This is a genomic window from Halobacillus litoralis, from assembly GCF_009856445.1.
GTDB lineage: Bacteria > Bacillota > Bacilli > Bacillales > Halobacillaceae > Halobacillus > Halobacillus litoralis.
The window spans coordinates 20,107-45,298 of the sequence record NZ_WMFA01000014.1 but is presented as its reverse complement, the minus strand read 5'-3'; the positions used below and the strand labels follow the sequence as shown (position 1 = coordinate 45,298).

The window sequence follows — 25,192 nt, the reverse complement described above, 5'->3', positions numbered from 1 at the left end:
TTTATTCATTAGCTTTGACACTAATTATTTAATGAATCCTTGATAGTGGCGTTTTACAAGCTGACTTTCCAGCTGCTTCATGATCTGAAGGGCAACCCCTACAACAATCAGCAGTCCGGTACCTCCGATTTGAATACTTGGTGGCAGCTGCGCGGCAGAGCCCAAGATGATCGGCAGGATAGAGACAGCTGCAAGGAAGATGGATCCTACGAATGTTAATCGGTACATCACACGAGTCAAGTACGTTTCCGTATTGGCTCCAGGACGAATCCCCGGGATATACCCGCCTTGCTTCTTCAAGTTTTCTGCCATTTGTTCCGGGTTGACCTGAACAAAAGTATAGAAATAAGTGAAGGCAATGATCAACGCAACATAGATAATCATTCCAGGCCAGTTTTGATAATCAAATATATATTGAATGACGGAGGCTACTTCGCTGTTCTCAAAAAGACCAGCGACGGTTCTTGGTGCGATAATAAAAGATATCGCAAAGATGACCGGAATGACTCCTGCAGCATTCACTTTTAGTGGTAAGTGAGTAGAATGCCCACCTACTGGCGAACGGTTAACCAAACGTTTTGCATATTGAATAGGAATCTTACGAAGGGCTTGTTGGATGAAGATGACTCCCACAACAACCGCAATAATAACAAGTACAATCAGAGCGATGATGACCAGGTTAATGAACAATTCTTCTCCAGCACCGGAAATGTATTGATCATACAACTGGTTGACACCGGTCGGGATTGCAGCAACGATCCCTGCAAAAATTAGAATGGAAATACCATTTCCAACACCGTGTTCAGTGATTTGCTCACCAAGCCACATTAGAAACGCTGTACCGCCTGTCAAGACAAGAGCAATGATTAAGAATTTCGTAACCCCTGGGTCAGCGATCAATTGACCACCAGCCAGTGCATTAAAACCTATAGACATGCCGATGGCTTGAATGAAAGCGAGCACGATCGTTCCATAGCGGGTAAACTGAGCTAATTTTCGACGGCCGACTTCACCTTGCTTCTTCCATTCCGCAAACTTAGGAACGACGTCCATCTGCAACAATTGCATGATGATGGAGGCTGTAATGTAGGGCATGATCCCCATAGCGAAGATGGAGAAGTTTTGTAATGCCCCGCCTCCGAATGTGTTCAGGAAACCGAACGCATTCTGTTCATCCATGAAATTGATGGCTTCTCTATTTGTAAAAGGAACCGGGATGAATGTTCCCAGGCGAAAAACAATGAGCATCAACAAAGTGAAAATAATCTTCCGTCGAATATCACCCACGCGCATAAAATTGGAGATTGTCCGGAACATTAAATCACCTCAGTTTGACCGCCCGCTGCTTCAATTGCTTCTTTCGCGGAAGCAGAGAACTTGTGAGCTTTCACTGTAAGTTTCTTTTCGATTGAACCTTTAGCTAATACTTTGATTCCGGCTTTTTGGTTGCTTACCACACCAGACTCAAGCAATAGCTCAGGAGTAACCTCTGTGCCTTCTTCGAAGCGATTCAGTGCATCAAGGTTGATAATCGCAAATTCCTTACGGTGAACGTTAGTGAAACCACGCTTAGGCAGGCGTTGGAAAAGTGGCATTTGACCACCCTCGAAACCTGGGCGAGTTTTGCTTCCTGAACGCTGGCCTTGACCTTTGTGACCACGACCGGAAGTTTTACCGTTACCAGATGCCATACCACGACCTACGCGGTTACGTTCTTTACGAGTACCTTTAGCAGGTTTTAGTTCATGCAGTTTCATGCGTTGCACCTCCTTATATCTTTTGTAGAATTAAACTTCTTTAACCGAAACTAGGTGAGACACCTTATTAGCCATACCTCGGATCGCTGGGTTATCTTCAAGTACGACAGTTTGACGGATCTTATTCAGACCTAGCGCCTTGACAGTAGAGCGCTGATCTTGCGGTCTACCAATAACACTGCGCGTGAGGGTAATTTCTAACTGTTTAGCCATTTTATTTCCCTCCTTATCCTACAGTTCTTCTACTGATTTACCACGAAGTTTAGCGACGTCTTCTGCACGCTTAAGCTCGCTAAGTCCAGTGATTGTAGCACGTACCATGTTGATTGGCGTGTTAGAACCAAGTGACTTAGATAGGATGTCTTGAACACCTGCAAGCTCAAGTACCGCACGGACAGGTCCACCAGCGATAACTCCGGTACCTTCTGCTGCTGGTTTCATAAGAATGTTACCTGCACCAAAACGTCCGTTGATTTCGTGTGGAATTGTCGTGTTCTTCACTGGTACTGTGATTAGATTTTTCTTAGCATCATCAATGGCTTTCTTGATCGCTTCCGGTACCTCTTGGGCTTTTCCTGTACCGAATCCGACATGACCATTTTTATCTCCAACTACAACCAATGCAGCAAAACGGAAACGACGTCCACCTTTAACTACCTTAGCTACACGGTTGATGGTAACTACGCGTTCTTCAAGATCAAGTTTGTTAGGATCGATGTTTGTAATCATTTATGTCCCTCCTTTAACTATTAAAATTCTAGGCCGGCTTCGCGAGCGGCTTCAGCTAGTGCTTTCACACGTCCATGATACAAGTAACCTCCACGGTCGAATACAACAACTTTAAAACCGTTGTCGATCGCACGCTTAGCCACTAATTCACCGACTTTTTGAGCAGCCTCGACATTGCCTGTAGCATCAAGGTTGAAGTCATTGTCTACAGTAGACGCACTTGCTACTGTTACTTGGCTTTCATCGTTGATTAGCTGAGCATAAATGTGTTTGTTAGAGCGATATACGTTCAAGCGTGGGCGTTCAGCGGTGCCAAAGACATTCTTACGAACGCGTGCATGACGCTTTTTACGTACGACATTTTTATCTGCCTTCGTGATCATCAGGGTCACTCCTTTCTATACGTTAGCTACGAGTCTTACTTAGCTGTTTTACCTTCTTTTCTGCGTACATATTCGCCTTCGTAGCGAATTCCTTTACCTTTGTAAGGCTCTGGAGGACGGATCGCACGGATTTTCGCAGCTACTGCACCAACAAGTTCTTTGTCGATTCCTTTAACTGTTACTTTCGTGTTGGATGGAACTTCGATTTCGATACCTTCGTGGTTATCGACTTCAACAGGGTGAGAGTAACCAGCGTTGATTACAACATTTTGACCCTGTTTCTGCGCACGGTAACCAACACCGATGATTTCAAGACTCTTTTCATAGCCTTTAGAAACACCTTCAACCATGTTACCGATCAGGCTGCGTGTAGTACCGTGAAGAGCACGGTGTTCTTTGTGGTCGCTCGGACGAGCTACAGTAAGAACGTTGTCCTCAACTTTAACTGTGATGTCCTTGTGGAAAGTACGAGTCAATTCCCCTTTAGGACCTTTAACTGTAATCGTGTTGTTATCCTGGATGATTTCTACACCTTCAGGAATTTCAAGTGATTTTAAACCTACGCGAGACATATGTTTGCACCTCCTGTCTGATCTGTTTTTTTACCAGATGTAAGCTAGAACTTCGCCACCGATGGCTTGTTCACGAGCTTCTTTATCTGTCAATACACCTTTTGAAGTGGATACAACGGCTACACCTAGACCGTTAAGAACTTTCGGAAGTTCTTCAGCGTTAGCGTAAACACGTAGACCTGGCTTACTGATACGCTTCACACCAGTGATTACACGCTCGTTGTTTTGACCGTACTTAAGGAAGATGCGAAGAACTCCTTGCTTGTTGTCTTCTACAAATTCGTAGTCACGTACAAAACCTTCGCGCTTAAGAATATCAGCAATTTCTTTTTTAACGTTGGAAGCTGGAAGCTCAAGCTTCTCGTGACGCACCATGTTAGCGTTACGAATACGTGTCAGCATATCTGCAATTGGATCTGTCATTGTCATAACTCATTAACCTCCTTCCCTGTTTCGGGTTTACCAGCTGGCTTTTTTGACACCAGGGATTTGACCTTTATATGCAAGTTCACGGAAACAAATACGGCAAAGCTTAAACTTACGAAGTACGGAGTGCGGACGTCCGCAGCGTTCACAACGCGTGTATTCGCGCACTTGGTACTTCTGTTTACGCTGTTGCTTCGCGACCATTGATTTTTTAGCCACTATTTTCCCTCCTTATAGTTAGCTCATTATTTTTGGAACGGCATACCGAACTGAGCTAGAAGTTCACGTGCTTCTTCGTCAGAGTCAGCTGTAGTGACAATAACGATATCCATACCACGCACTTTGTTTACTTTATCGTAATCGATTTCTGGGAAAATCAATTGCTCTTTAACACCAAGTGTGTAGTTTCCACGACCGTCAAAAGCTTTCTTAGAAATACCACGGAAGTCACGCACACGTGGAAGAGATACAGCGATCAGCTTTTGGAGGAATTCGTACATGCGCTCTCCACGAAGTGTAACCTTCGCGCCGATTGGCATACCTTCACGTAGACGGAAACCTGCAATTGATTTCTTCGCTTTTGTGATAACTGGCTTCTGTCCAGTGATCAATGTTAGTTCTTCTACAGCTGTGTCAAGTGCTTTCGCGTTTTGAACAGCGTCACCTACACCCATGTTGACAACGATTTTCTCAACTTTTGGTGTTTGCATGATGGAATCATATTCAAATTTGTTCATCAAAGATGAGACAACTTCTTCTTGATATTGTTTCTTTAGTTCGTTCATCGTGTGGCCCTCCTTTCCTGTATGGCTTATTTATCTAGTGCTTCACCAGATTTTTTCGCGATACGAACTTTCTTCCCGTCCTCGACTTTGTAACCAACACGTGTCGGCTCACCAGTCTTAGGGTCGATCGGCATTACGTTGGATACGTGGATCGCAGCTTCTTGTGTTAGGATTCCACCTTGTGGATTCTCCTGAGAAGGCTTCGCGTGCTTTTTCACTTCGTTCACACCTTCAACAAGAACACGATCTTTCTTCGGATAAGCTTCAAGGATTGTTCCTTGTTTGCCCTTATCCTTACCAGTAATCACCATTACTTTATCACCTTTTTTTACGTGCATTCTTCGCGCACCTCCTTAACAAGGCATTTCATTCAGGCTTTTATAATACTTCTGGAGCTAGAGATACAATCTTCATGAATTTAGCATCACGAAGTTCACGAGCTACCGGTCCAAAGATACGAGTACCGCGTGGGCCTTTGTCATCACGCACGATTACTGCTGCGTTTTCATCGAAACGGATGTAAGAACCATCTTTACGGCGCACTCCACTCTTAGAACGTACGATAACAGCTTTTACAACTTCACCTTTTTTAACAACGCCTCCTGGTGTTGCCTGCTTCACAGTAGCAGTGATGATATCACCGATGTTAGCTGTTTTGCGGCCGGATCCACCCAATACTTTGATTGTCTGGATTTCGCGGGCACCAGAGTTGTCTGCAACTTTCAGACGAGATTCCTGTTGAATCATAACATGTAACCTCCCTTCGGATTAACTCCGAGCGAACTTTATTTAGATAATGACAGACTCTTCAACAACTTCTAGAAGACGGAAACGCTTAGAAGCAGACAATGGACGAGTTTCCATGATGCTTACGATGTCGCCGTTTTTCGCTTGGTTGTTTTCGTCATGAGCTTTGAACTTTTTGGAATACTTTACGCGCTTGCCGTAAAGTTTGTGGAACTTATAAGTTTCTACTAGTACGGTGATGGTCTTATCCATCTTGTCAGAAACGACACGGCCAGTATAAACTTTACGATTATTACGTTCAGTCATGTGAGGGTGACCTCCTCTCATCTATTAGTTATTTACGCCTAGCTCACGTTCACGAGCAACAGTCTTCATACGTGCGATGGACTTGCGAACTTCACGGATACGTGCAGTGTTCTCAAGTTGACCTGTTGCCAATTGGAAGCGTAGGTTGAAAAGTTCTTCTTTAAGAGACTTAACTTTTTGTTCAATTTCGGCAGTGGTTAATTCACGGATCTCATTAGCCTTCATTGATTTCACCACCAATTTCTTCACGTTTTACGAATTTTGTACGGATCGGCAGTTTGTGTGAAGCAAGACGCAACGCTTCGCGTGCAACCTCTTCAGATACACCTGCGATCTCGAACATGATTTTCCCTGGCTTCACGACAGCTACGAAACCTTCTGGAGCACCTTTACCGGAACCCATTCGTACTTCTAGGGGCTTAGCAGTATAAGGCTTATCAGGGAAGATTTTAATCCAAACTTTACCGCCACGCTTCATGTAACGAGTCATCGCGATACGCGCTGCCTCGATCTGACGGGCTGTGATCCATGCAGGATCAATTGCTTGCAAACCATATTCACCGAATGCTACTTCAGTACCGCCTTTTGCACGGCCTTTTAAGCTAGTACGGTGTTGACGACGATATTTAACACGTTTAGGCATTAACATAATGCTTTTCCCCCTTCCTTACTTGTCAGTTTTAGTTGGAAGGACTTCTCCACGATAGATCCACACTTTAACACCAAGCTTACCGTAAGTAGTGTCAGCTTCTGCAGTTCCGTAATCGATGTCTGCACGAAGTGTGTGTAGTGGTACTGTTCCTTCACTGTAATATTCAGCACGAGCGATATCCGCGCCACCTAGACGACCAGATACTTGGGTACGAATACCTTTAGCTCCTGCACGCATAGCGCGTTGAATTGTTTGTTTTTGAGCACGACGGAAAGATACGCGGTTTTCCAATTGACGTGCGATATTGTCAGCCACAAGAGTAGCGTCAAGATCTGGCTTTTTCACTTCAACGATGTTGATGTGAACGCGTTTACCAGTTAGTTGGTTTAGAGCTTTACGAAGTGCTTCTACTTCAGAACCGCCTTTACCGATAACCATTCCTGGCTTAGCTGTGTGCACAGTAATGTTTACACGGTTTGCTGCGCGTTCGATTTCTACCGTAGAAAGAGCAGCATCTTTAAGACGATTTTCAACATATTCACGAATCTTAATGTCTTCATGTAACAAGTCTGCATAGTCTTTGCCAGCGTACCACTTGGATTCCCAATCGCGGATAACGCCGATACGAAGACCTACCGGATTAATTTTTTGACCCACTGATTATCCCTCCTTTTTTTCTGATACGACCACTGTGATGTGGCTTGTGCGTTTGTTGATTTGGCTTGCGCGGCCCATAGCGCGAGGGCGGAAACGTTTAAGAGTTACGCCTTCGTTTACAAACGCTTCGGAAACGTATAGGTTTTCCGGGTCCATTTCATAGTTGTGTTCTGCGTTAGCGATCGCGGAGTTAAGAAGTTTCTCAACTACTGGAGATGCGCCACGCTGTGTTAGACGTAGTGTAGCCAGAGCTTCACCAACATTTTTTCCTCGAATTAAATCAATTACCAGACGAGCTTTACGAGGAGCGATACGAACGGTTTTAGCAACTGCTTTAGCTTGCATTAGAGTGCCTCCTCTCTATATTAACGTTTTGTTTTCTTATCGTCGCCAGAGTGTCCCTTGAACGTACGGGATGGCGCGAATTCACCTAGTTTGTGACCAACCATGTCTTCAGTCACATAAACTGGTACGTGCTTACGACCGTCATAAACGGCGATTGTGTGTCCGACGAAGTTAGGGAAGATCGTAGAACGGCGAGACCAAGTCTTTACGACCTGCTGTTTATTATCTTCGTTCAACTTCTCGACTTTTTTCATTAAGTGATCATCTACAAAAGGTCCTTTTTTCAGGCTGCGGCCCATGAATAAACCTCCCTTCGCGATTGAGAGACGGGTTTTACTGCCCGCCCGACAATCCCGTTATTTTTTACCGCGTCTACGTACGATATATTTATCAGACGGCTTGTTGCGTTTTCTCGTTTTGTATCCAAGAGTTGGTTTACCCCATGGAGATACTGGAGATGGCATACCGATTGGTGCGCGTCCTTCACCACCACCGTGTGGGTGATCACTAGGGTTCATTACGGAACCACGTACTGTAGGGCGCTTACCTTTCCAACGAGAACGTCCAGCTTTACCTACGCTGATTAGTTCGTGCTCAAGGTTACCGACTTGACCGATTGTTGCACGGCAAGAGCTTAGTACCAAGCGAACTTCACCTGATGTCAGGCGTACAAGCGTGTATTTTTCTTCACGACCAAGGATTTGTGCAGAAGCACCTGCAGAACGGACAAGCTGTCCTCCGCGTCCTGGTTTAAGTTCTACGTTGTGTACGATTGTACCAACTGGAATGTCTTTCAACTGAAGAGCATTACCTGGTTTGATATCTGCACCTTCACCAGAAATAATTTCCGTTCCAACCTTCACACCTTTTGGAGCTAGGATGTAACGTTTTTCACCATCAACATAATTGATTAGTGCAATGTTAGCGGAGCGGTTCGGATCATATTCGACTGTAGCAACGCGTCCAGGTATTCCATCTTTGTCACGCTTGAAGTCGATAATACGATACTGACGCTTGTGGCCTCCGCCCTGATGACGAACTGTCAGCTTACCCTGGTTGTTACGTCCACCTTTTTTATGAAGTGGAGTGACAAGGGAGCGTTCAGGTTTGTCAGTTGTGATTTCAGCGAAATCAGATACTGACATGTGTCGACGACCGTTAGTAATCGGTCTGAACTTTTTAATCGCCATCTTTATTTCCCTCCTTCATATTTCAATTCGTGTATTTTATGCTTCGAAGATTTCTAGTTCTTCGCTGTCCTGAGTCAATGTGATGACTGCTTTCTTACGATCGGAGCGGTAGCCGCCGTAACGACCCATACGCTTGAACTTACCTTTAAGGTTCATTGTGTTGACTTGTGCAACTTGAACGCCAAAGATTTCTTCAACTGCTTTTTTAATTTCAGTTTTGTTAGCTTTCGGGCTAACTTCAAACGTATATTTCTTTTCTCCCATAAGATCAGCAGAATGTTCAGTAATGACAGGGCGCTTGATAATATCGCGTGGTTCTTTCATTATGAGAGCACCTCCCCTGCTTTTTCAGCTGCTTCCTTAGTAAGGATCAGCTTGTCATGCGTTAGCAAGTCTAACACACTTACTTGCTCTACAGGAAGACTCTTCACTGTAGGGATATTGTTAGATGATAGAGTTACATTTTCGTCTGCTTCAGCAGTAACGATCAATGCTTTCTCGTTAACATCTAGTGCTTTTAGAATGTTTGCAACTTCTTTTGTTTTCGGAGCATCAAGAGAAAGGCTCTCAAGAACAATGATGTTTTCTTCTTTCACTTTAGAAGAGAAAGCAGATTGAAGTGCCAAACGACGTACTTTTTTAGGCATCGTGTAGCTGTAGCTGCGTGGTGTAGGACCGAAAACAGTTCCGCCACCTACCCATTGTGGTGAACGGATAGATCCTTGGCGCGCACGGCCTGTACCTTTTTGGCGCCATGGTTTGCGTCCGCCGCCACTAACTTCAGAACGTCCTTTTACTTTGTGTGTGCCCTGGCGAAGATTCGCGCGTTGCATCAACACAGTTTCGTGTAAAACGTGAGTATTAGGTTCAATTCCAAATACAGATTCATTTAGTTCGATTTCACCAACATTAGAACCGCTTTGGTTTAATAGTGCTACTTTAGGCATGACATATCCTCCCTTCGTTTATTATTTGCTAGCCTTAATTGCACTTGTAATCTTAACGTAAGATTTTTTCGCGCCTGGTACATTACCTTTGATAAGTAGTAGATTACGCTCAGCGTCCACTTTTACTACTTCAAGGTTTTGTAGAGTTACTGTTTCGCCACCCATTTGTCCTGCAAGACCTTTGCCTTTGAAGACTTTGGACGGGTCAGCACCTTGCCCCATAGAACCGGAACGACGGTGGAAACGGGAACCGTGAGTTTTAGGTCCAGTAGATTGGTTGTGGCGCTTGATTGCACCCTGGAATCCTTTACCCTTAGAAGTTCCTGTAACGTCAATTGCGTCACCAGCTTCGAAAATATCAACTTTAACCTCTTGACCTAATTCAAAGTCATCAAGGTTTGTATTACGGAATTCACGAACGTAGCGCTTAGGTGTTGTGCTTGCTTTATCAGCGTGCCCTTGAGCAGCTTTTTTCAAGCGGTTTGACTTTTCATCAGCAAAACCAAGTTGGATCGCTTCATAACCGTCATTTTCTGTTGTTTTCTTTTGAAGAACAACGTTTGGCTCAGCCTGAACAACTGTTACTGGGATCAACTCGCCATTTTCAGAGAAAATTTGAGTCATGCCGACTTTTCGTCCTAAGATTCCTTTCGTCATCCGTTACACCTCCTATTATCTTTACGATTTATTTATAGTTTAATTTCGATATCCACACCAGATGGTAGATCCAAACGCATAAGTGAATCAACAGTCTGTGGTGTTGGATTAACAATGTCGATTAGACGTTTGTGTGTGCGCATTTCGAACTGCTCACGAGAGTCTTTATACTTGTGAGTCGCACGAAGTACAGTATATACAGAACGCTCTGTTGGAAGCGGGATCGGACCAGATACATTAGCTCCGGAACGCTTCGCAGTGTCTACGATCTTTTCTGCGGACTGATCAAGTACTCTGTGATCATACGCCTTTAAACGAATACGAATTTTCTCTTTTGCCATTATTTTCCCTCCTTCTTCGCCCATTTTTGAAATAGACATTCTCCGCGAAAAAAACTTGACCACCAGCCATGGCAAAGGGGCCGGGTGTGTCAACAACCTTTCGCTTCATCGCCTTTTATGACCAACATTATTCATTATATAGAAGAAATGCAGTCAATGCAAGGATAAATCCATAATTTTTTCATCACGGACACTTAAAACATTATACTAGCGTTCACCACTTTTTTCAAGGGGATAGCTAGTATTCATAGGCTTTCCACCAAATGTTTCCGACTACCTCTTTGAAATCCATTGTCCATTTAAACAAATATGAATGAGGATATCAACCATCTCTGTGTAAAGAATAATTTTCTAAACATTCATAATAGATTAGATCCTTATAAGGTTGTCAGTGATGGAAATATAAAAGCCGATTACCGGCAAGACGGAAAACCTACCCACTTCATTCGGCCGGCATGTTATAGCAAAGACTATATTCTTTGGAAGGAATTCAATAGCATGGTTGTATTTCTTCATTAAAAAAGAGCAACAGCCAGAAGCTGTTGCTCTTTATATAGGATAGAACTGAAATTACTTAGTGATTTCAGAAACTACGCCAGAACCTACTGTACGTCCACCTTCACGGATAGAGAAACGAGTTCCGTCCTCGATCGCGATTGGGGAGATAAGTTCTACAGTCATTTCAACGTTGTCCCCAGGCATAACCATTTCTACGCCTTCAGGAAGTTGAATAACACCAGTTACGTCCGTAGTACGGAAGTAGAACTGTGGGCGGTAGTTAGAGAAGAATGGAGTGTGACGTCCACCTTCGTCTTTAGCTAGTACATAAACTTCAGCTTTGAAGTTTGTGTGTGGAGTGATAGAACCAGGCTTAGCTAATACTTGACCACGGTTGATGTCTTCACGCTTAACACCACGAAGAAGTGCACCGATGTTGTCTCCAGCTTCAGCGTAATCTAGAAGCTTACGGAACATTTCAACACCAGTTACAGCAGTTTTGCTGGACTCTTCAGCCATACCGATGATTTCAACTTCGTCACCGACTTTAACTGTACCACGCTCAACACGACCAGTTGCAACTGTACCACGACCAGTGATAGAGAATACGTCCTCAACTGGCATCATGAATGGCTTGTCAGTGTCACGGTCTGGAGTTGGAACGTACTCGTCAACTGCATCCATAAGATCGTAGATTGCTTGCTCATACTTCTCTTCACCTTCAAGAGCTTTAAGAGCAGAACCGCTGATTACTGGTACGTCATCACCATCGAAGTCGTACTCAGAAAGTAGATCGCGAACTTCCATTTCTACTAGTTCAAGAAGCTCTTCGTCGTCTACCATGTCAACTTTGTTCAAGAATACAACGATAGCTGGTACACCTACGTTTTTAGAAAGTAGGATGTGCTCACGTGTTTGTGGCATTGGACCGTCAGCTGCAGATACAACTAGGATCGCGCCGTCCATTTGAGCAGCACCAGTGATCATGTTCTTAACGTAGTCAGCGTGACCTGGGCAGTCAACGTGTGCATAGTGACGAGTTTCAGTTTCGTACTCAACGTGTGCAGTGGAGATTGTGATTCCACGCTCACGTTCTTCAGGAGCACCGTCGATCATGTCATATGCCATTGCTTCACCAGAACCAGAACGCTTGTGAAGTACAGTCGTAATCGCTGCAGTTAGAGTTGTTTTACCGTGGTCAACGTGTCCAATTGTACCAATGTTAACGTGGGACTTGGACCGGTCAAATTTTTCTTTACCCATTGTATATTTCCTCCTTTAGATAAGTAACAATTTTGGTTTTCAAGATTTATGATGTAGCTTAGGAGTAAGTAAGAGTCACTCCTAAGCTTACACTACAAGTTATACTTTAACTCGTCTAAAAAATCAATTATTCACCAGCATTTTTCTTGATGATTTCCTCAGAGATGCTCTTCGGAACTTCTTCATAGTGGTCGAAGTGCATTGTGTACGTACCACGGCCTTGAGTGTTGGAACGCAACGCTGTTGCATAACCGAACATCTCAGATAGTGGAACGAATGCTTTAACCACTTGTGCATTACCACGAGTTTCCATACCTTCTACACGTCCACGACGGGAAGTTACGTCACCCATGATGTCGCCCATGTATTCCTCAGGAATAACAACTTCTACTTTCATCATCGGTTCAAGTAGAACAGGCTTACACTTGTTTTTTGCCTCTTTAAGTGCCATGGAAGCGGCAACTTTAAAGGCCATTTCGTTGGAGTCGACATCGTGGTAGGAACCGTCATAAAGAGTCGCTTTGATGTCTACCATAGGGTAGCCAGCCAATACACCGTTTTCCATAGACTCTTTAATACCTTGTTCTACAGATGGAATGTATTCACGTGGCACAACACCACCGACGATCTTGTTAACGAATTCGAAACCAGCGCCTTCTTCGTTAGGCTCGAACTCAACCCATACGTGACCGAATTGTCCACGACCACCGGATTGACGTACGAACTTACCTTCCACTTGTGCACTACCGCGGAATGTTTCACGGTAAGCAACTTGTGGAGCACCAATGTTCGCTTCAACTTTGAACTCACGCTTCAGACGGTCAACGATGATGTCCAGGTGAAGTTCACCCATACCAGCGATGATCGTTTGACCCGTTTCAACGTTTGTTTCAGTTTGGAACGTTGGATCCTCTTCAGCTAGTTTACCAAGAGCGATGGACATCTTATCTTGGTCAGCTTTAGATTTAGGCTCGATAGCAACAGAGATTACCGGATCAGGGAATTCCATGGACTCAAGAATAACAAGACTCTTTTCGTCACATAGTGTATCACCCGTACCTGTATCTTTAAGGCCTACCGCACCTGCGATATCCCCTGCATATACAGTGGAGATCTCTTCACGAGAGTTGGCGTGCATTTGTAGGATACGACCTACACGTTCACGCTTGTCTTTCGTGGAGTTTTTCACGTATGATCCAGCATTCAATGTACCGGAGTAAACGCGGAAGAAAGTAAGTTTACCTACATAAGGGTCTGTAGCGACTTTAAAGGCCAATGCAGAGAATGGCTCGTTGTCGTCAGGCTTACGTACAACTTCTTCTTCTGTTTGTGGTACGTGACCTTCAATTGGAGGTACATCTAGTGGAGATGGTAGATAATCGATAACACCATCAATTAGAAGTTGAACTCCTTTGTTCTTGAAGGCAGAACCACAGAATACTGGGTAGAATTCAACACTTAGAGTTGCTTTACGGATCGCATCCTTAAGCTGGTCGTTTGTGATTTCTTCTCCCTCTAGATACTGCATCATCAAGTCTTCATCGAGTTCTGCAACAGCTTCTACTAGCTTGCCACGGTACTCTTCAGCTTGATCTTTGTAGTCGTCAGGAATCGGGCGTGCTTCAGCACGTGTTCCCAAGTCGTCCATGTAGTAGTATGCTTCCATCGTTACTAGGTCGATGATTCCTTCGAACTCATCTTCCGCACCGACAGGAAGTTGAACAGCTGCTGCATTTGCTCCTAGGCGGTCTTGCAACGTACCTAGGGAGTAGATGAAGTCAGCTCCGATTTTGTCCATTTTGTTAATGAAGACAATACGTGGAACACCGTATGTCGTAGCTTGGCGCCAAACAGTTTCTGTTTGAGGCTCAACACCAGATTGTGCGTCAAGGACAGCTACGGAACCATCAAGTACACGCAGGGAACGTTCAACTTCAACAGTGAAGTCTACGTGTCCTGGAGTATCGATGATGTTGATACGGTGACCTTTCCACTGAGCAGTCGTAGCGGCGGAAGTGATTGTAATTCCGCGCTCTTGTTCCTGCTCCATCCAGTCCATTTGGGAAGCTCCTTCGTGAGTTTCACCAATCTTGTGGATACGTCCTGTGTAGAAAAGAATACGCTCTGTCGCCGTTGTTTTACCAGCGTCGATGTGAGCCATTACCCCGATATTCCGAGTCTTTTCCAAGGAGAACTCTCTAGCCATGCATCTTTCTCCTTCCTGTTTGAACCTTTATTTTTTGGTGATTACCAGCGATAGTGAGCGAATGCTTTGTTCGCTTCCGCCATCTTGTGCATTTCTTCGCGACGCTTCACAGATGCACCTGTGTTGTTAGCAGCATCTAGAATTTCGTTAGCTAGGCGCTCTTCCATCGTTTTCTCTCCGCGAAGACGCGCATAGTTTACGATGAAACGCAAGCCTAGTGCCTGGCGACGTTCTGGACGAACTTCAACAGGTACCTGATAGTTGGAACCACCTACACGACGAGCGCGTACCTCCAATACAGGCATTACGTTCTTCATTGCTTGATCAAATGCTTCCATAGCGTCATTGCCGCTACGTTCTTGAACAAGTTCAAATGCTTTATAAAGGATTTTCTGTGCTTTACCGCGCTGACCGTTAACCATGATTTGGTTGATCAAGCGAGTAACAAGCTTAGAGTTATACATTGGATCTGGTAACACATCACGTTTAGCTACTGGACCTTTACGTGGCATATGTTCCCCTCCCTTCTTCGATGTTTTTATTTAAGCGATATTTACATATCGATTATTTTTTAGCTTTTGGTTTTTTCGTACCGTATTTGGAACGACCTTGCATACGGCCATCAACACTTGCTGTGTCAAGAGCACCACGTACAACGGTGTAACGTACACCTGGCAAGTCTTTAACTTTACCGCCACGGATAAGAACAACACTGTGTTCTTGAAGGTTGTGGCCTTCACCAGGGATATAAGCGTTAACCTCAAGCTGGTTAGTTAGACGAACACGTGCATACTTACGTAGGGCAGAGTTCGGTTTCTTAGGTGTCATTGTTCCAACACGTGTGCAAACCCCACGCTTTTGTGGAGAAGAAAGATCAGTCATACGCTTTTTATAGCTGTTGTAACCTTTGTTCAAAGCTGGAGAGTTTGACTGCTTCGTTTTGCTTACGCGTCCTTTGCGTACCAATTGGTTAATTGTTGGCATGTTTGTATCCTCCCTTCGTACTTTTTTAATACCACACATCCAGGTGGTTCATATAAAGGCAAAAAACAAAGCTTTCGCGTCATACGCCAAAACTTTATTGCTTTATCGCCACTGTAGCCGCACCAACATCAATACCACATGCATTCCCGAGCTCCTCCATCGAAGGGACTCGTGTGTGAGGAATGTTCAGTTGTTGGGCTAATTTAGCTACTTTAAGTGTCATCGACTGATCAGCATCGTCAGCCGTAATGACTTCAACCACTTCGCCATTTTTCATGGCTTTCAGTGTTTGTTTGGTTCCAATAATTATATCGGATTTAGCCTGTGCTACTTTTTCATAAGACATCTTCATATCCTCCAAAGTAACAAGGATAAATGGAAGCACCTTGATTATATTATCACTCACCCAAATGCATGTCAACTGCATCTGGGTGAGTTTTTTTAGTGCTTCCTTTAATTTTACACCTTGTTAACATCTACTTCTTTATTTTAAGAATGTGTGACTTCTTCGGTCACTTCTGGAACCTCTTGTCGTTGTTGCTCGGATTGCGCTTGAATCTTGCGGTAACGAGTCATACCCGTACCTGCAGGAACAAGCTTACCGATAATAACATTCTCTTTCAATCCTAGCAACTCATCGCGCTTACCTTTAATGGCTGCGTCTGTAAGGACACGTGTTGTCTCCTGGAAGGATGCAGCGGATAGGAAGCTGTCTGTTTCAAGAGACGCTTTGGTAATACCAAGGATGACTGGACGGCCGACAGCCGGCTGGCCACCTTCCATAAGCGCTTTTTGGTTCGCTTCTTTGAATTGATGAATTTCAAGTAGAGAACCTGGAAGTACATCGGTGTCACCAGAATCAAGGACACGTACTTTACGAAGCATCTGGCGTACCATAACTTCAACGTGCTTATCGGAGATTTCCACCCCTTGCATACGGTAAACTTTCTGCACTTCTTTGAGAAGGTATTCTTGAACGCCGTCAAGTCCCTGTACGGTCAGCAATTCTTTAGGATCAATGGAACCTTCAGTCAGAGGTTCACCTGCTTTGACCTCATCTCCAACCGACACTTTCATACGTGCACCGTATGGAGCCGTGTATGAACGTGATTCTACAGCGCCTTGAACGACAATTTCCTGCTTCTCTTTGACTTCATTGATTTCGTGTACCGTACCATCAATTTCTGTGATAACGGCTTGACCTTTCGGATTACGCGCTTCCACGATCTCCTGGATACGTGGAAGACCCTGCGTGATATCGTCTCCGGCTACACCACCTGTGTGGAAGGTACGCATTGTAAGCTGTGTACCCGGCTCACCGATGGATTGTGCAGCGATGATTCCGACCGCTTCACCGACTTCAACTTCATCACCTGTTGCAAGGTTACGGCCATAACACTTCTTACAAACCCCATGTTTTGTATTACAAGTGAATGCCGTACGAATCACAATCTCTTCAATGCCAGCATCAACGATTTGTCGTGCGACATCTTCATAAATAACTTCATTTCTTTCAACCATAATCGCATCTGTTTCAGGGTGCTTCACTGTCTGGAATGCTGTACGTCCGATGAGACGGTCGATCAATGGTTCAACCACTTCGGTACCCTCTGTCAGTGCAGCTACAGGCAAGCCTCTGTCTGTTCCACAATCGTCCTCACGAACGATAACATCTTGCGCTACGTCTACAAGTCGACGTGTCAAGTAACCAGAGTCAGCTGTCTTAAGGGCTGTATCGGCAAGTCCTTTACGGGCTCCGTGTGTAGAGATGAAGTATTCAAGTACTGTCAGACCTTCACGGAAACTTGATTTGATCGGTAGTTCAATGATTCGTCCAGCCGGGTTGGCCATCAGACCACGCATACCAGCAAGCTGCGTGAAGTTAGAGGCGTTACCACGGGCTCCGGAATCACTCATCATGAAGATCGGGTTACGCGGGTTCAAGGACTTCATCAGACGGTTCTGAATATCATCTTTAGCCGCAGACCAAATTTCAATGACGCGATCGTAACGTTCTTCTTCTGTGATTAGACCACGACGGAACTGCTTCAAGACTTTATCCACTTTCTCTTGCGCTTCATCAAGGATTTCCTGCTTCTCTGGAAGTACGACAACGTCAGATACACCGACAGTAATACCGGCCTTCGTGGAGTATGCAAACCCAAGATCCTTCATGCGGTCAAGCATCTTAGACGTTTCACTGATGGAGAAACGCTTAAACACTTCAGCGATGATATCACCAAGGATTCCTTTCTTGAATGGAGATACTTCTTCACGCTTAGAAATTTCTTCACGGATATCTGTACCTTTTTCAATGAAGTAGTGATCAGGAGTCTTGATTTCCAAGTTCTCTTTCGTCGGTTCATTGATATATGGGAATGAATTCGGCAGCATTTCGTTGAAAATCAACTTACCTACTGAAGTCAGTAGAAGCTGCTGATTCTGTTTCTCAGTAAATGTTTCGTTATTCAAAGAGCTAGCCTGAACTGCTACACGCGTGTGCAGATGAGCATAGCCATTTTGGTAAGCCATTAGAGCTTCGTTCAAGTCTTTGAAGAACATGCCTTCTCCGATGGCACCTTTTCTCTCAAGAGTCAGGTAGTAGTTACCTAATACCATATCCTGGGAAGGTGTAACGACCGGCTTACCATCCTTAGGGTTAAGGATGTTTTGAGCAGCAAGCATCAAGATACGCGCTTCCGCCTGAGCTTCTGAGGATAACGGCACGTGTACGGCCATCTGGTCTCCATCAAAGTCGGCGTTGTATGCCGTACATACAAGCGGGTGCAGACGAATGGCACGACCTTCAACAAGAGTCGGTTCAAAGGCCTGGATACCCAAGCGGTGCAATGTTGGTGCACGGTTGAGTAGAACCGGGTGTTCTTTGATGACATCTTCAAGGACATCCCATACTTCGTGGTGTACGCGCTCGATCTTACGCTTCGCTGATTTGATGTTATGAGCAAGACCTCGGGATACGAGTTCTTTCATAACGAATGGTTTGAACAATTCAAGGGCCATTTCTTTTGGAAGACCACATTGGTACATCTTCAAGGATGGTCCTACGACGATAACAGAACGGCCGGAATAGTCGACACGCTTACCTAGCAAGTTCTGACGGAAACGTCCTTGCTTACCTTTCAACATATGAGAAAGGGATTTAAGTGGTCGGTTTCCTGGTCCTGTTACAGGACGGCCGCGACGGCCATTGTCGATCAAAGCATCAACAGCTTCCTGCAGCATACGCTTCTCGTTTTGAACGATGATGGTCGGTGCACCAAGATCCAACAAACGCTTCAGGCGGTTGTTACGGTTGATTACACGACGATACAAGTCGTTCAAATCAGAAGTTGCAAAACGCCCACCATCGAGCTGGACCATTGGACGAAGTTCCGGTGGAATGACCGGAAGAACGTCAAGAATCATCCATGATGGATCGTTTCCTGAGTTACGGAAGGATTCTAATACTTCAAGACGCTTGATTGCACGTGTACGGCGTTGTCCTTGAGCTGTCTTCAGCTCTTCTTTCAACGTCTCTACTTCACCATCAAGGTCGATATCATATAGAAGCTTACGGATCGCTTCCGCGCCCATAGCTGCCTGGAATCCTTGTCCGAACTTCTCGCGGTATGAGCGGTACTCTTTTTCAGAAAGCAATTGCTTCCTTTCAAGAGCCGTCTCACCCGGATCCGTTACAATATAGGCTGCGAAATAGATGACTTCCTCCAAAGCTCTCGGAGACATATCCAACACAAGCCCCATACGGCTCGGAATTCCTTTGAAGTACCAAATATGAGAGACAGGGGCAGCTAGCTCTAGGTGCCCCATACGCTCACGGCGAACTTTCGCCTTGGTTACTTCAACGCCACAGCGGTCACAAACGACACCCTTATAACGGACACGCTTATATTTTCCGCAGTGACATTCCCAGTCTTTCTGCGGGCCAAAGATTCGCTCGCAGAAAAGACCGTCTTTTTCTGGTTTCAACGTACGATAGTTGATGGTTTCTGGCTTCTTAACCTCACCGTAGGACCAAGAACGAATCTTATCCGGTGAAGCCAGGCCTATTTTCATATACTCAAAGTTATTTACATCTAGCAAGGGGCCTACCTCCCTTTCAGTATCCGGGTTTTACCCTAAGCTTAGAACACGAGCAGCAGCAGTGTTTCTATCTTAATCGTCTAAGTTCAAATTCTCGGATTCTTTGGTTTGCTCTTCTTCGATATCGCGCATTTCGATCTCTTGTTCATCAGCAGAAAGGATCTTCACATCCATACCTAAACTCTGAAGTTCTTTAATTAGGACCTTGAATGATTCAGGGACCCCTGGTTCAGGAACGTTATCACCTTTAACGATGGCCTCGTACGTTTTCACACGTCCGACGACATCATCTGATTTGACAGTCAAGATCTCTTGAAGAGTATAAGCCGCACCGTATGCTTCAAGTGCCCATACCTCCATCTCACCGAAACGCTGTCCACCGAATTGTGCTTTACCACCAAGCGGTTGTTGCGTGACCAATGAATACGGTCCAGTTGAACGGGCGTGCAGTTTATCGTCAACCATGTGTGCAAGTTTAATCATATACATAACACCAACGGATACACGGTTATCAAATGGATCACCTGTACGTCCGTCATAAAGAATTGTTTTCGCATCACGAGCCATACCTGCTTCTTGCAGTGTCTCCCAAACGTCTTCCTCACGCGCACCGTCAAATACCGGGGTGGCAATTCTCTCACCCATTAAGCGAGCAGCCATACCCATGTGAAGCTCCAGTACCTGACCGATGTTCATACGCGACGGAACACCTAGTGGGTTCAACATGATGTCTACCGGTGTACCATCCGGAAGGAAAGGCATGTCTTCTTCTGGAAGAATCTTAGAAATAACACCTTTGTTTCCGTGACGACCGGCCATTTTATCCCCTTCAGAAATCTTACGCTTCTGAACGATATAGACACGGATCAACTGGTTAACACCCGGTGGTAGTTCGTCACCATCTTCGCGGTTGAAGATCTTCACATCAAGGACAATTCCGCCTGCACCGTGTGGCACACGCAGGGAAGTGTCACGCACTTCACGAGCTTTTTCACCGAAAATCGCATGTAGAAGACGTTCCTCTGCCGATAGTTCTGTCACACCTTTTGGAGTAACTTTACCAACAAGTAGATCTCCGTCGCTTACTTCAGCACCTACACGGATAATTCCGCGGTCGTCCAAGTCACGAAGGGCATCTTCCCCAACGTTCGGAATGTCACGAGTGATTTCTTCTGGTCCAAGCTTCGTATCACGAGCTTCAGACTCATATTCTTCAATGTGAATGGACGTGTACACATCATCTTTAACGAGGCGTTCACTCATGATGATCGCATCCTCATAGTTGTAACCGTCCCATGTCATGAAGGCAACAAGCGGGTTTTGACCCAGTGCCAATTCACCCATATCCATCGAAGGTCCGTCAGCCAGGATTTCGCCCTGTTTGACGCGATCTCCTTTAGAAACAATCGGGCGCTGGTTGTAACAGCTTCCCTGGTTGGATCGAATGAATTTCTGCAGACGATAACGGTCAAGATCTCCTTCGACCTCTTTGCCATCCACTTCAGAAATACGGCGGACACGAACTTCTTTCGCTTCTACGCGCTCTACAATTCCTTCGTGTCGGCAGATGACCGCAGCACCAGAGTCTTTACCAGACACATACTCCATACCTGTACCCACAAGCGGAGCATCAGGCTTGAGCAATGGCACCGCTTGACGCTGCATGTTCGCACCCATCAAGGAACGGTTGGAGTCATCGTTCTCAAGGAAAGGAATACATGCGGTCGCTGCAGATACAACCTGCTTCGGTGATACGTCCATGTAGTCGATACGGTCACGGCTTACGACGGTGTTCTCACCACGGAAACGGGCGATTACTTCTTCATCTGTAAAGGCTCCATCATCTTCAAGCTTGGCGTTCGCCTGAGCGACAACGTAGTTGTCTTCCTCATCAGCTGTCAGATAATCGATTTGCGCTGTAACTTTATTCGTATCTGGATCAACGCGGCGGTATGGCGTTTCGATGAAACCAAACTCATTTACTTTCGCATAAGAGGAAAGGGAGTTGATCAAACCGATGTTCGGACCTTCCGGCGTTTCGATCGGACACATACGACCATAGTGGGAGTAGTGTACGTCACGAACTTCAAATCCTGCACGTTCACGAGTCAGACCACCCGGTCCCAATGCTGAGAGACGGCGCTTGTGCGTCAGTTCTGCCAACGGGTTCGTTTGGTCCATGAACTGAGACAATTGCGAGCTTCCGAAGAACTCTTTAATAGAAGCAATGACAGGACGAATGTTAATCAATTGTTGTGGTGTGATGGAGGACGTATCCTGAATGGACATACGCTCACGAACCACACGCTCCATACGAGAAAGACCAATACGGAATTGGTTCTGCAGCAATTCACCAACAGAACGCAGGCGGCGGTTACCTAGGTGGTCGATGTCATCCGTTCCACCCACATCGTGCAACAAGTTGAAGAAATAGCTGATGGAAGAAAGGATATCCGCAGGGGTAATGTTCTTCACGTCACGGTCAATGTTTGCATTGCCGATGACATTGATGGAACGTTCACCTTCTGGGTCCGTCGGGTCAACAATTTTGACAGACTGAACCTGGATAGGATCTTCAAGGACACCGTCTACCGGGTCCAACGTTTCTTCACTCAATGTGCCCTCTTCGTCATCAAAGTGAGGGATCAGCTTATTCAATAGACGACGATCAATCTTGTCCCCTTTTTCAGCGATCACTTCGCCCGTTTCTTCGTCTACCAGCGTTTCTGCCAGCGTCTGATTGAACAAACGGTCTTTGATGTGAAGTTTTTTATTCATTTTATAGCGACCTACACGCGCTAGGTCATAGCGTTTCGGGTCGAAGAAACGGGAAACGAGCAAGCTTTTCGCATTCTCTACTGTCGGCGGCTCGCCAGGGCGTAGACGCTCGTAGATCTCAAGCAATGCTTTCTCTGTGTTTTCCGTATTGTCTTTTTCCAACGTGTTCTTCAAGTATTCGTTATCACCAATAAGATCGATGATCTCCTGGTCTGTGCCGAATCCTAAAGCACGTAAAAGCACGGTGATCGGTAACTTACGGGTACGGTCGATACGGACGTGTACGACGTCTTTAGCATCGGTTTCGAACTCAAGCCACGCTCCGCGGTTCGGGATGACGGTAGCTGTGTAACCTCTCTTACCATTCTTATCAATCTTCTTGTTAAAGTACACGCTAGGAGAACGAACAAGCTGAGAAACGATAACACGCTCAGCACCATTGATTACAAAGGTACCTGTGTCTGTCATAAGTGGGAAGTCACCCATAAATACTTCTTGTTCTTTCACTTCTCCTGTCTCATTATTTAAGAGACGTACTTTCACACGAAGTGGTGCGTTATATGTTACATCGCGATCCTTTGACTCATCGACTGGATACTTTGGTTCGCCAAGACTGTAGTCCACAAACTCCAATGACAAATTACCTGTGAAATCTTCGATTGGGGAAATATCCTGGAACATTTCCTTCAAACCTTCTTCTAAGAACCAATCGTAAGAAGCGGTTTGAATTTCAATCAAGTTCGGTAATTCTAATACCTCACTGATGCGTGCGTAACTTCTGCGCTGGCGGTGTCGTCCATACTGAACTAGTTGACCTGTCAACTGATTCACCCCTCAAATCAAGCATTTTAATAACGAAAAAAGGGTCCGGCAAGACATGCCGAACAGGCTTGCGGTTGATCTTGCCACAAGCACTATTTAAACATCCGTTTCACAACGAATGGTGATTCTTCATTTCTCTCTAACGTTAGACAAAAAAGAAAAAGGCTTTTCATACGTAAAAACCTCATTTACTTTCAGTGTTCGATTTTACCATTCTGACCATCTATCAACTTTTTATACACATTTCTAAAAAAAGACTTGACAGAGTTCAGATATATTGGCATTTTTCAATACTAGCACAACTAGTAGGGCTAGTCAAACTTTTTTAGCTCTAAGGATGTAGTACCCTTTGTGCTTATCCACGACCTCTGCATTTCCGAACAAATCTTCAAGTTTTTGCTTCGCAGACGGCGCACCCTGTTTCTTTTGAATCACGACCCACAGCTCTCCTTCATCAAGTAGAGCTTCCTTCGCTTCTTCAAACATTGTGTGGACCACTTGTTTCCCGGCCCGGATGGGTGGGTTTGTAAGGATAGCGGCAAACTTCTGATCTACTATTCCTTGTAAACGGTCGCTTTCTTGAATCGTAATGTTCACTACTTCATTATCTGCGGCATTTTTTTCGGCCAGCCCCAACGCTCTCTCATTTACATCGACCATAAATACATGACGGTCTTCGTGAGCTTTAGCCAGGGACAAACCGATCGGGCCGTAGCCACAACCAAGGTCAAGTATGTCACCTTGAACACCTGGTTCCTGGAAGGTATCAATTAAAAAACGCGATCCGAAATCCACTTCTTTTTTGGAAAAGACAGCATTATCCGTCGTGAATGTGAAGACATGACCGAGCAACTCAAAGTTCCATGTCGTTTCTTCACTGCTCGTCGTTGTTTTCTTTGAATAATAATGCTCCGACATAACCCGAACACCTTCTTTTTCATCTATTGAAATGGCAAGGTTTATTCCTGATTCTAGCAAGTCTAACAAATCATGAGCACTCTTGCTAAATATGCCTGTTAAGAAAAAGAAAGCCCGCCGATAAATCAGCGAGCTTTACTTTAAACATTCTCTTACTTAACTTCGACAGAAGCGCCTGCTTCTTCAAGCTTAGACTTGATTTCTTCAGCTTCTTCTTTAGAAATAGCTTCTTTGATTGTTGCCGGAGCACCATCAACCATTTCCTTCGCGTCTTTAAGACCAGCACCAGTGATTTCACGTACTGCTTTAACTACTTTGATCTTAGAAGATCCAGCAGATTCTAGTACTACATCAAATTCAGTTTGCTCTTCAGCAGCTTCGCCACCTGCAGCAGGCGCGCCAGCAGCAACTGGAGCTGCAGCAGATACACCAAATTCTTCTTCAATTGCTTTAACTAGATCGTTAAGCTCAAGAACAGACATTTCCTTAATCGCTTCGATAATTTGTTCGTTAGACATGAGAAATTTCCTCCTTAGTTTTTGTTGTTATAGTTTAAACGAACGCTAACTTACGCGCTTTCTTCTTCTTTTTGATCCGCGATCGCTTGCGTAGCGTAAGCGAAGTTGCGGATAGGTGCTTGTAGTACGCTTAGGAACATAGATACAAGACCTTCGTAGTTTGGAAGGTTTGCAAGTTCTTTGATTTGCTCAAGAGTTGCAACTTGACCTTCAACTACCCCACCTTTGATTTCAAGGCTATCGTGATCTTTAGCGAAGTTGTTCAATACTTTAGCCGCAGCTACAGCATCGTCTTCATGGAAAGCGACAGCTGTCGGTCCTTGAAGGACTTCGTTAAGTTCAGATAGTTCGACTTCGTCAGCAGCACGACGGACCATTGTGTTTTTATACACTTTGAAATCTACGCCTGCTTCACGAAGCTGGGTACGAAGTTCAGTAACTTCTGCTACATCAAGTCCGCGGTAGTCTACAACGACTGCAGATTTACTGTTGCGGAACTTGTCAGCCAAGTCAGATACAATCTGTTTCTTCTGTTCGATAACACTGCTCATTGTTCCACCTCCTATTGACTTTTCATCATACCGTTCGAAGGTTTTACTCATAAAAAAAC

General features: G+C 45.0%; 32 protein-coding genes and 1 other annotated feature (1 of these 33 cut by a window edge). All 32 genes read right to left on the bottom strand.

All coding sequences use genetic code 11. The annotated features are described in order from the left end of the window. Positions 1-24 precede the first annotated feature (24 nt). The 32 genes from secY to rplJ all read right to left on the bottom strand — a co-directional run bounded on the left by secY (position 25) and on the right by rplJ (position 25,133). Positions 25-1,317: a preprotein translocase subunit SecY gene (secY, locus tag GLW00_RS19065; RefSeq protein ID WP_115895003.1), complete on the bottom strand. Its 1,293-nt coding sequence runs from the start codon at positions 1,315-1,317 to the stop codon at positions 25-27. Then, positions 1,317-1,757 carry a 50S ribosomal protein L15 gene (rplO, locus tag GLW00_RS19060; protein ID WP_089654425.1) on the bottom strand — a complete coding sequence of 147 codons (441 nt, stop codon included), beginning with the start codon at positions 1,755-1,757 and terminating at the stop codon, positions 1,317-1,319. Before rplO ends, secY begins: the two co-directional genes overlap by 1 nt. A gap of 30 nt (positions 1,758-1,787) precedes the next feature. Continuing rightward, positions 1,788-1,970, bottom strand: coding sequence for a 50S ribosomal protein L30 (gene rpmD / locus GLW00_RS19055; RefSeq protein ID WP_089654426.1), 183 nt, complete (start codon positions 1,968-1,970; stop codon positions 1,788-1,790). 18 nt (positions 1,971-1,988) lie between these two features. After that, positions 1,989-2,483: a 30S ribosomal protein S5 gene (rpsE, locus tag GLW00_RS19050; RefSeq protein WP_326315280.1), complete on the bottom strand. Its 495-nt coding sequence runs from the start codon at positions 2,481-2,483 to the stop codon at positions 1,989-1,991. A 23-nt stretch (positions 2,484-2,506) separates the two neighbouring features. Then, positions 2,507-2,869, bottom strand: coding sequence for a 50S ribosomal protein L18 (gene rplR, locus GLW00_RS19045; protein ID WP_115895005.1), 363 nt, complete (start codon positions 2,867-2,869; stop codon positions 2,507-2,509). 35 nt (positions 2,870-2,904) lie between these two features. Next, a complete protein-coding gene (gene rplF, locus GLW00_RS19040; RefSeq protein ID WP_089654428.1) occupies positions 2,905-3,441 on the bottom strand; it encodes a 50S ribosomal protein L6 in 537 nt (178 codons plus the stop codon). A 30-nt stretch (positions 3,442-3,471) separates the two neighbouring features. After that, the gene (rpsH, locus tag GLW00_RS19035; RefSeq protein WP_089654429.1) at positions 3,472-3,870 is read right to left on the bottom strand and encodes a 30S ribosomal protein S8; all 399 of its coding nucleotides are present in this window, start codon (positions 3,868-3,870) and stop codon (positions 3,472-3,474) included. 30 nt (positions 3,871-3,900) lie between these two features. Further along, on the bottom strand, positions 3,901-4,086 hold the full coding sequence (locus GLW00_RS19030; RefSeq protein ID WP_035511674.1) for a type Z 30S ribosomal protein S14: 186 nt from the start codon (positions 4,084-4,086) through the stop codon (positions 3,901-3,903). Positions 4,087-4,112: 26 nt separating this feature from the next. Beyond that, the gene (gene rplE, locus GLW00_RS19025; protein ID WP_115895006.1) at positions 4,113-4,652 is read right to left on the bottom strand and encodes a 50S ribosomal protein L5; all 540 of its coding nucleotides are present in this window, start codon (positions 4,650-4,652) and stop codon (positions 4,113-4,115) included. A 26-nt stretch (positions 4,653-4,678) separates the two neighbouring features. Then, positions 4,679-4,990, bottom strand: coding sequence for a 50S ribosomal protein L24 (gene rplX / locus GLW00_RS19020; RefSeq protein WP_035511676.1), 312 nt, complete (start codon positions 4,988-4,990; stop codon positions 4,679-4,681). A 40-nt stretch (positions 4,991-5,030) separates the two neighbouring features. Then, positions 5,031-5,399, bottom strand: coding sequence for a 50S ribosomal protein L14 (rplN, locus tag GLW00_RS19015; protein ID WP_035511677.1), 369 nt, complete (start codon positions 5,397-5,399; stop codon positions 5,031-5,033). Positions 5,400-5,441: 42 nt separating this feature from the next. Beyond that, positions 5,442-5,705 (bottom strand): 30S ribosomal protein S17, encoded by a 264-nt coding sequence (gene rpsQ, locus GLW00_RS19010; protein WP_035511679.1) that lies wholly within the window; start codon positions 5,703-5,705, stop codon positions 5,442-5,444. Positions 5,706-5,729: 24 nt separating this feature from the next. Next, positions 5,730-5,930 (bottom strand): 50S ribosomal protein L29, encoded by a 201-nt coding sequence (rpmC, locus tag GLW00_RS19005; protein ID WP_008636054.1) that lies wholly within the window; start codon positions 5,928-5,930, stop codon positions 5,730-5,732. Then, on the bottom strand, positions 5,920-6,354 hold the full coding sequence (rplP, locus tag GLW00_RS19000; RefSeq protein ID WP_027953416.1) for a 50S ribosomal protein L16: 435 nt from the start codon (positions 6,352-6,354) through the stop codon (positions 5,920-5,922). Before rplP ends, rpmC begins: the two co-directional genes overlap by 11 nt. A gap of 18 nt (positions 6,355-6,372) precedes the next feature. Beyond that, a complete protein-coding gene (rpsC, locus tag GLW00_RS18995; protein ID WP_035511682.1) occupies positions 6,373-7,014 on the bottom strand; it encodes a 30S ribosomal protein S3 in 642 nt (213 codons plus the stop codon). A 3-nt stretch (positions 7,015-7,017) separates the two neighbouring features. Further along, on the bottom strand, positions 7,018-7,359 hold the full coding sequence (gene rplV / locus GLW00_RS18990; RefSeq protein WP_035511684.1) for a 50S ribosomal protein L22: 342 nt from the start codon (positions 7,357-7,359) through the stop codon (positions 7,018-7,020). A gap of 20 nt (positions 7,360-7,379) precedes the next feature. Further along, positions 7,380-7,658: a 30S ribosomal protein S19 gene (gene rpsS / locus GLW00_RS18985; protein ID WP_035511685.1), complete on the bottom strand. Its 279-nt coding sequence runs from the start codon at positions 7,656-7,658 to the stop codon at positions 7,380-7,382. Between the two features lie 57 nt (positions 7,659-7,715). After that, a complete protein-coding gene (gene rplB, locus GLW00_RS18980; protein ID WP_146818467.1) occupies positions 7,716-8,549 on the bottom strand; it encodes a 50S ribosomal protein L2 in 834 nt (277 codons plus the stop codon). A 36-nt stretch (positions 8,550-8,585) separates the two neighbouring features. Continuing rightward, positions 8,586-8,873, bottom strand: a complete 288-nt coding sequence (gene rplW, locus GLW00_RS18975; RefSeq protein WP_146818469.1) for a 50S ribosomal protein L23 — start codon at positions 8,871-8,873, stop codon at positions 8,586-8,588. After that, a complete protein-coding gene (gene rplD / locus GLW00_RS18970; RefSeq protein WP_160916736.1) occupies positions 8,873-9,496 on the bottom strand; it encodes a 50S ribosomal protein L4 in 624 nt (207 codons plus the stop codon). Before rplD ends, rplW begins: the two co-directional genes overlap by 1 nt. Before the next feature lie 21 nt (positions 9,497-9,517). After that, the gene (rplC, locus tag GLW00_RS18965; RefSeq protein WP_089654434.1) at positions 9,518-10,153 is read right to left on the bottom strand and encodes a 50S ribosomal protein L3; all 636 of its coding nucleotides are present in this window, start codon (positions 10,151-10,153) and stop codon (positions 9,518-9,520) included. Positions 10,154-10,185: 32 nt separating this feature from the next. After that, complete coding sequence (gene rpsJ / locus GLW00_RS18960) at positions 10,186-10,494, bottom strand: 30S ribosomal protein S10 (RefSeq protein WP_089654435.1); 309 nt, start codon at positions 10,492-10,494, stop codon at positions 10,186-10,188. A gap of 570 nt (positions 10,495-11,064) precedes the next feature. Continuing rightward, the gene (gene tuf / locus GLW00_RS18955; protein WP_089654436.1) at positions 11,065-12,255 is read right to left on the bottom strand and encodes an elongation factor Tu; all 1,191 of its coding nucleotides are present in this window, start codon (positions 12,253-12,255) and stop codon (positions 11,065-11,067) included. 127 nt (positions 12,256-12,382) lie between these two features. After that, entirely contained in the window at positions 12,383-14,461 is a 2,079-nt protein-coding gene (gene fusA, locus GLW00_RS18950) for an elongation factor G (protein ID WP_115824706.1), read from the bottom strand. A 41-nt stretch (positions 14,462-14,502) separates the two neighbouring features. Further along, on the bottom strand, positions 14,503-14,973 hold the full coding sequence (gene rpsG / locus GLW00_RS18945) for a 30S ribosomal protein S7 (protein ID WP_160916734.1): 471 nt from the start codon (positions 14,971-14,973) through the stop codon (positions 14,503-14,505). 52 nt (positions 14,974-15,025) lie between these two features. Next, positions 15,026-15,445 (bottom strand): 30S ribosomal protein S12, encoded by a 420-nt coding sequence (gene rpsL, locus GLW00_RS18940; protein WP_089654439.1) that lies wholly within the window; start codon positions 15,443-15,445, stop codon positions 15,026-15,028. 94 nt (positions 15,446-15,539) lie between these two features. Continuing rightward, entirely contained in the window at positions 15,540-15,791 is a 252-nt protein-coding gene (locus GLW00_RS18935) for a 50S ribosomal protein L7ae-like protein (RefSeq protein WP_089654440.1), read from the bottom strand. A gap of 143 nt (positions 15,792-15,934) precedes the next feature. Then, positions 15,935-19,546 (bottom strand): DNA-directed RNA polymerase subunit beta', encoded by a 3,612-nt coding sequence (gene rpoC, locus GLW00_RS18930; RefSeq protein WP_160916732.1) that lies wholly within the window; start codon positions 19,544-19,546, stop codon positions 15,935-15,937. Positions 19,547-19,618: 72 nt separating this feature from the next. Continuing rightward, on the bottom strand, positions 19,619-23,146 hold the full coding sequence (gene rpoB / locus GLW00_RS18925; protein ID WP_160916730.1) for a DNA-directed RNA polymerase subunit beta: 3,528 nt from the start codon (positions 23,144-23,146) through the stop codon (positions 19,619-19,621). Between the two features lie 315 nt (positions 23,147-23,461). Continuing rightward, positions 23,462-24,133 carry a class I SAM-dependent methyltransferase gene (locus GLW00_RS18920; protein ID WP_439108906.1) on the bottom strand — a complete coding sequence of 224 codons (672 nt, stop codon included), beginning with the start codon at positions 24,131-24,133 and terminating at the stop codon, positions 23,462-23,464. An 83-nt stretch (positions 24,134-24,216) separates the two neighbouring features. Next, complete coding sequence (rplL, locus tag GLW00_RS18915; RefSeq protein WP_089654443.1) at positions 24,217-24,582, bottom strand: 50S ribosomal protein L7/L12; 366 nt, start codon at positions 24,580-24,582, stop codon at positions 24,217-24,219. Positions 24,583-24,632: 50 nt separating this feature from the next. Beyond that, entirely contained in the window at positions 24,633-25,133 is a 501-nt protein-coding gene (gene rplJ, locus GLW00_RS18910) for a 50S ribosomal protein L10 (protein WP_160916763.1), read from the bottom strand. A gap of 43 nt (positions 25,134-25,176) precedes the next feature. After that, positions 25,177-25,192: a sequence feature (ribosomal protein L10 leader region), on the bottom strand (it continues 130 nt past the right edge of the window).

Coding starts and splice junctions, on each gene's coding strand:
- secY (WP_115895003.1), bottom strand. CDS start 1,317: ATGTTCCGGACAATCTCCAATTTTATGCGCGTGGGTGATATTCGACGG.
- rplO (WP_089654425.1), bottom strand. CDS start 1,757: ATGAAACTGCATGAACTAAAACCTGCTAAAGGTACTCGTAAAGAACGT.
- rpmD (WP_089654426.1), bottom strand. CDS start 1,970: ATGGCTAAACAGTTAGAAATTACCCTCACGCGCAGTGTTATTGGTAGA.
- rplR (WP_115895005.1), bottom strand. CDS start 2,869: ATGATCACGAAGGCAGATAAAAATGTCGTACGTAAAAAGCGTCATGCA.
- rplF (WP_089654428.1), bottom strand. CDS start 3,441: ATGTCTCGCGTAGGTTTAAAATCACTTGAAATTCCTGAAGGTGTAGAA.
- rpsH (WP_089654429.1), bottom strand. CDS start 3,870: ATGACAATGACAGATCCAATTGCAGATATGCTGACACGTATTCGTAAC.
- rplE (WP_115895006.1), bottom strand. CDS start 4,652: ATGAACGAACTAAAGAAACAATATCAAGAAGAAGTTGTCTCATCTTTG.
- rplX (WP_035511676.1), bottom strand. CDS start 4,990: ATGCACGTAAAAAAAGGTGATAAAGTAATGGTGATTACTGGTAAGGAT.
- rplN (WP_035511677.1), bottom strand. CDS start 5,399: ATGATTCAACAGGAATCTCGTCTGAAAGTTGCAGACAACTCTGGTGCC.
- rpsQ (WP_035511679.1), bottom strand. CDS start 5,705: ATGACTGAACGTAATAATCGTAAAGTTTATACTGGCCGTGTCGTTTCT.
- rpmC (WP_008636054.1), bottom strand. CDS start 5,930: ATGAAGGCTAATGAGATCCGTGAATTAACCACTGCCGAAATTGAACAA.
- rplP (WP_027953416.1), bottom strand. CDS start 6,354: ATGTTAATGCCTAAACGTGTTAAATATCGTCGTCAACACCGTACTAGC.
- rplV (WP_035511684.1), bottom strand. CDS start 7,359: ATGCAAGCTAAAGCAGTTGCTAAAACCGTTCGTATCGCTCCTCGTAAA.
- rpsS (WP_035511685.1), bottom strand. CDS start 7,658: ATGGGCCGCAGCCTGAAAAAAGGACCTTTTGTAGATGATCACTTAATG.
- rplB (WP_146818467.1), bottom strand. CDS start 8,549: ATGGCGATTAAAAAGTTCAGACCGATTACTAACGGTCGTCGACACATG.
- rplW (WP_146818469.1), bottom strand. CDS start 8,873: ATGAAAGAACCACGCGATATTATCAAGCGCCCTGTCATTACTGAACAT.
- rplD (WP_160916736.1), bottom strand. CDS start 9,496: ATGCCTAAAGTAGCACTATTAAACCAAAGCGGTTCTAATGTTGGTGAA.
- rplC (WP_089654434.1), bottom strand. CDS start 10,153: ATGACGAAAGGAATCTTAGGACGAAAAGTCGGCATGACTCAAATTTTC.
- rpsJ (WP_089654435.1), bottom strand. CDS start 10,494: ATGGCAAAAGAGAAAATTCGTATTCGTTTAAAGGCGTATGATCACAGA.
- tuf (WP_089654436.1), bottom strand. CDS start 12,255: ATGGGTAAAGAAAAATTTGACCGGTCCAAGTCCCACGTTAACATTGGT.
- fusA (WP_115824706.1), bottom strand. CDS start 14,461: ATGGCTAGAGAGTTCTCCTTGGAAAAGACTCGGAATATCGGGGTAATG.
- rpsG (WP_160916734.1), bottom strand. CDS start 14,973: ATGCCACGTAAAGGTCCAGTAGCTAAACGTGATGTGTTACCAGATCCA.
- rpsL (WP_089654439.1), bottom strand. CDS start 15,445: ATGCCAACAATTAACCAATTGGTACGCAAAGGACGCGTAAGCAAAACG.
- GLW00_RS18935 (WP_089654440.1), bottom strand. CDS start 15,791: ATGTCTTATGAAAAAGTAGCACAGGCTAAATCCGATATAATTATTGGA.
- rplL (WP_089654443.1), bottom strand. CDS start 24,582: ATGTCTAACGAACAAATTATCGAAGCGATTAAGGAAATGTCTGTTCTT.
- rplJ (WP_160916763.1), bottom strand. CDS start 25,133: ATGAGCAGTGTTATCGAACAGAAGAAACAGATTGTATCTGACTTGGCT.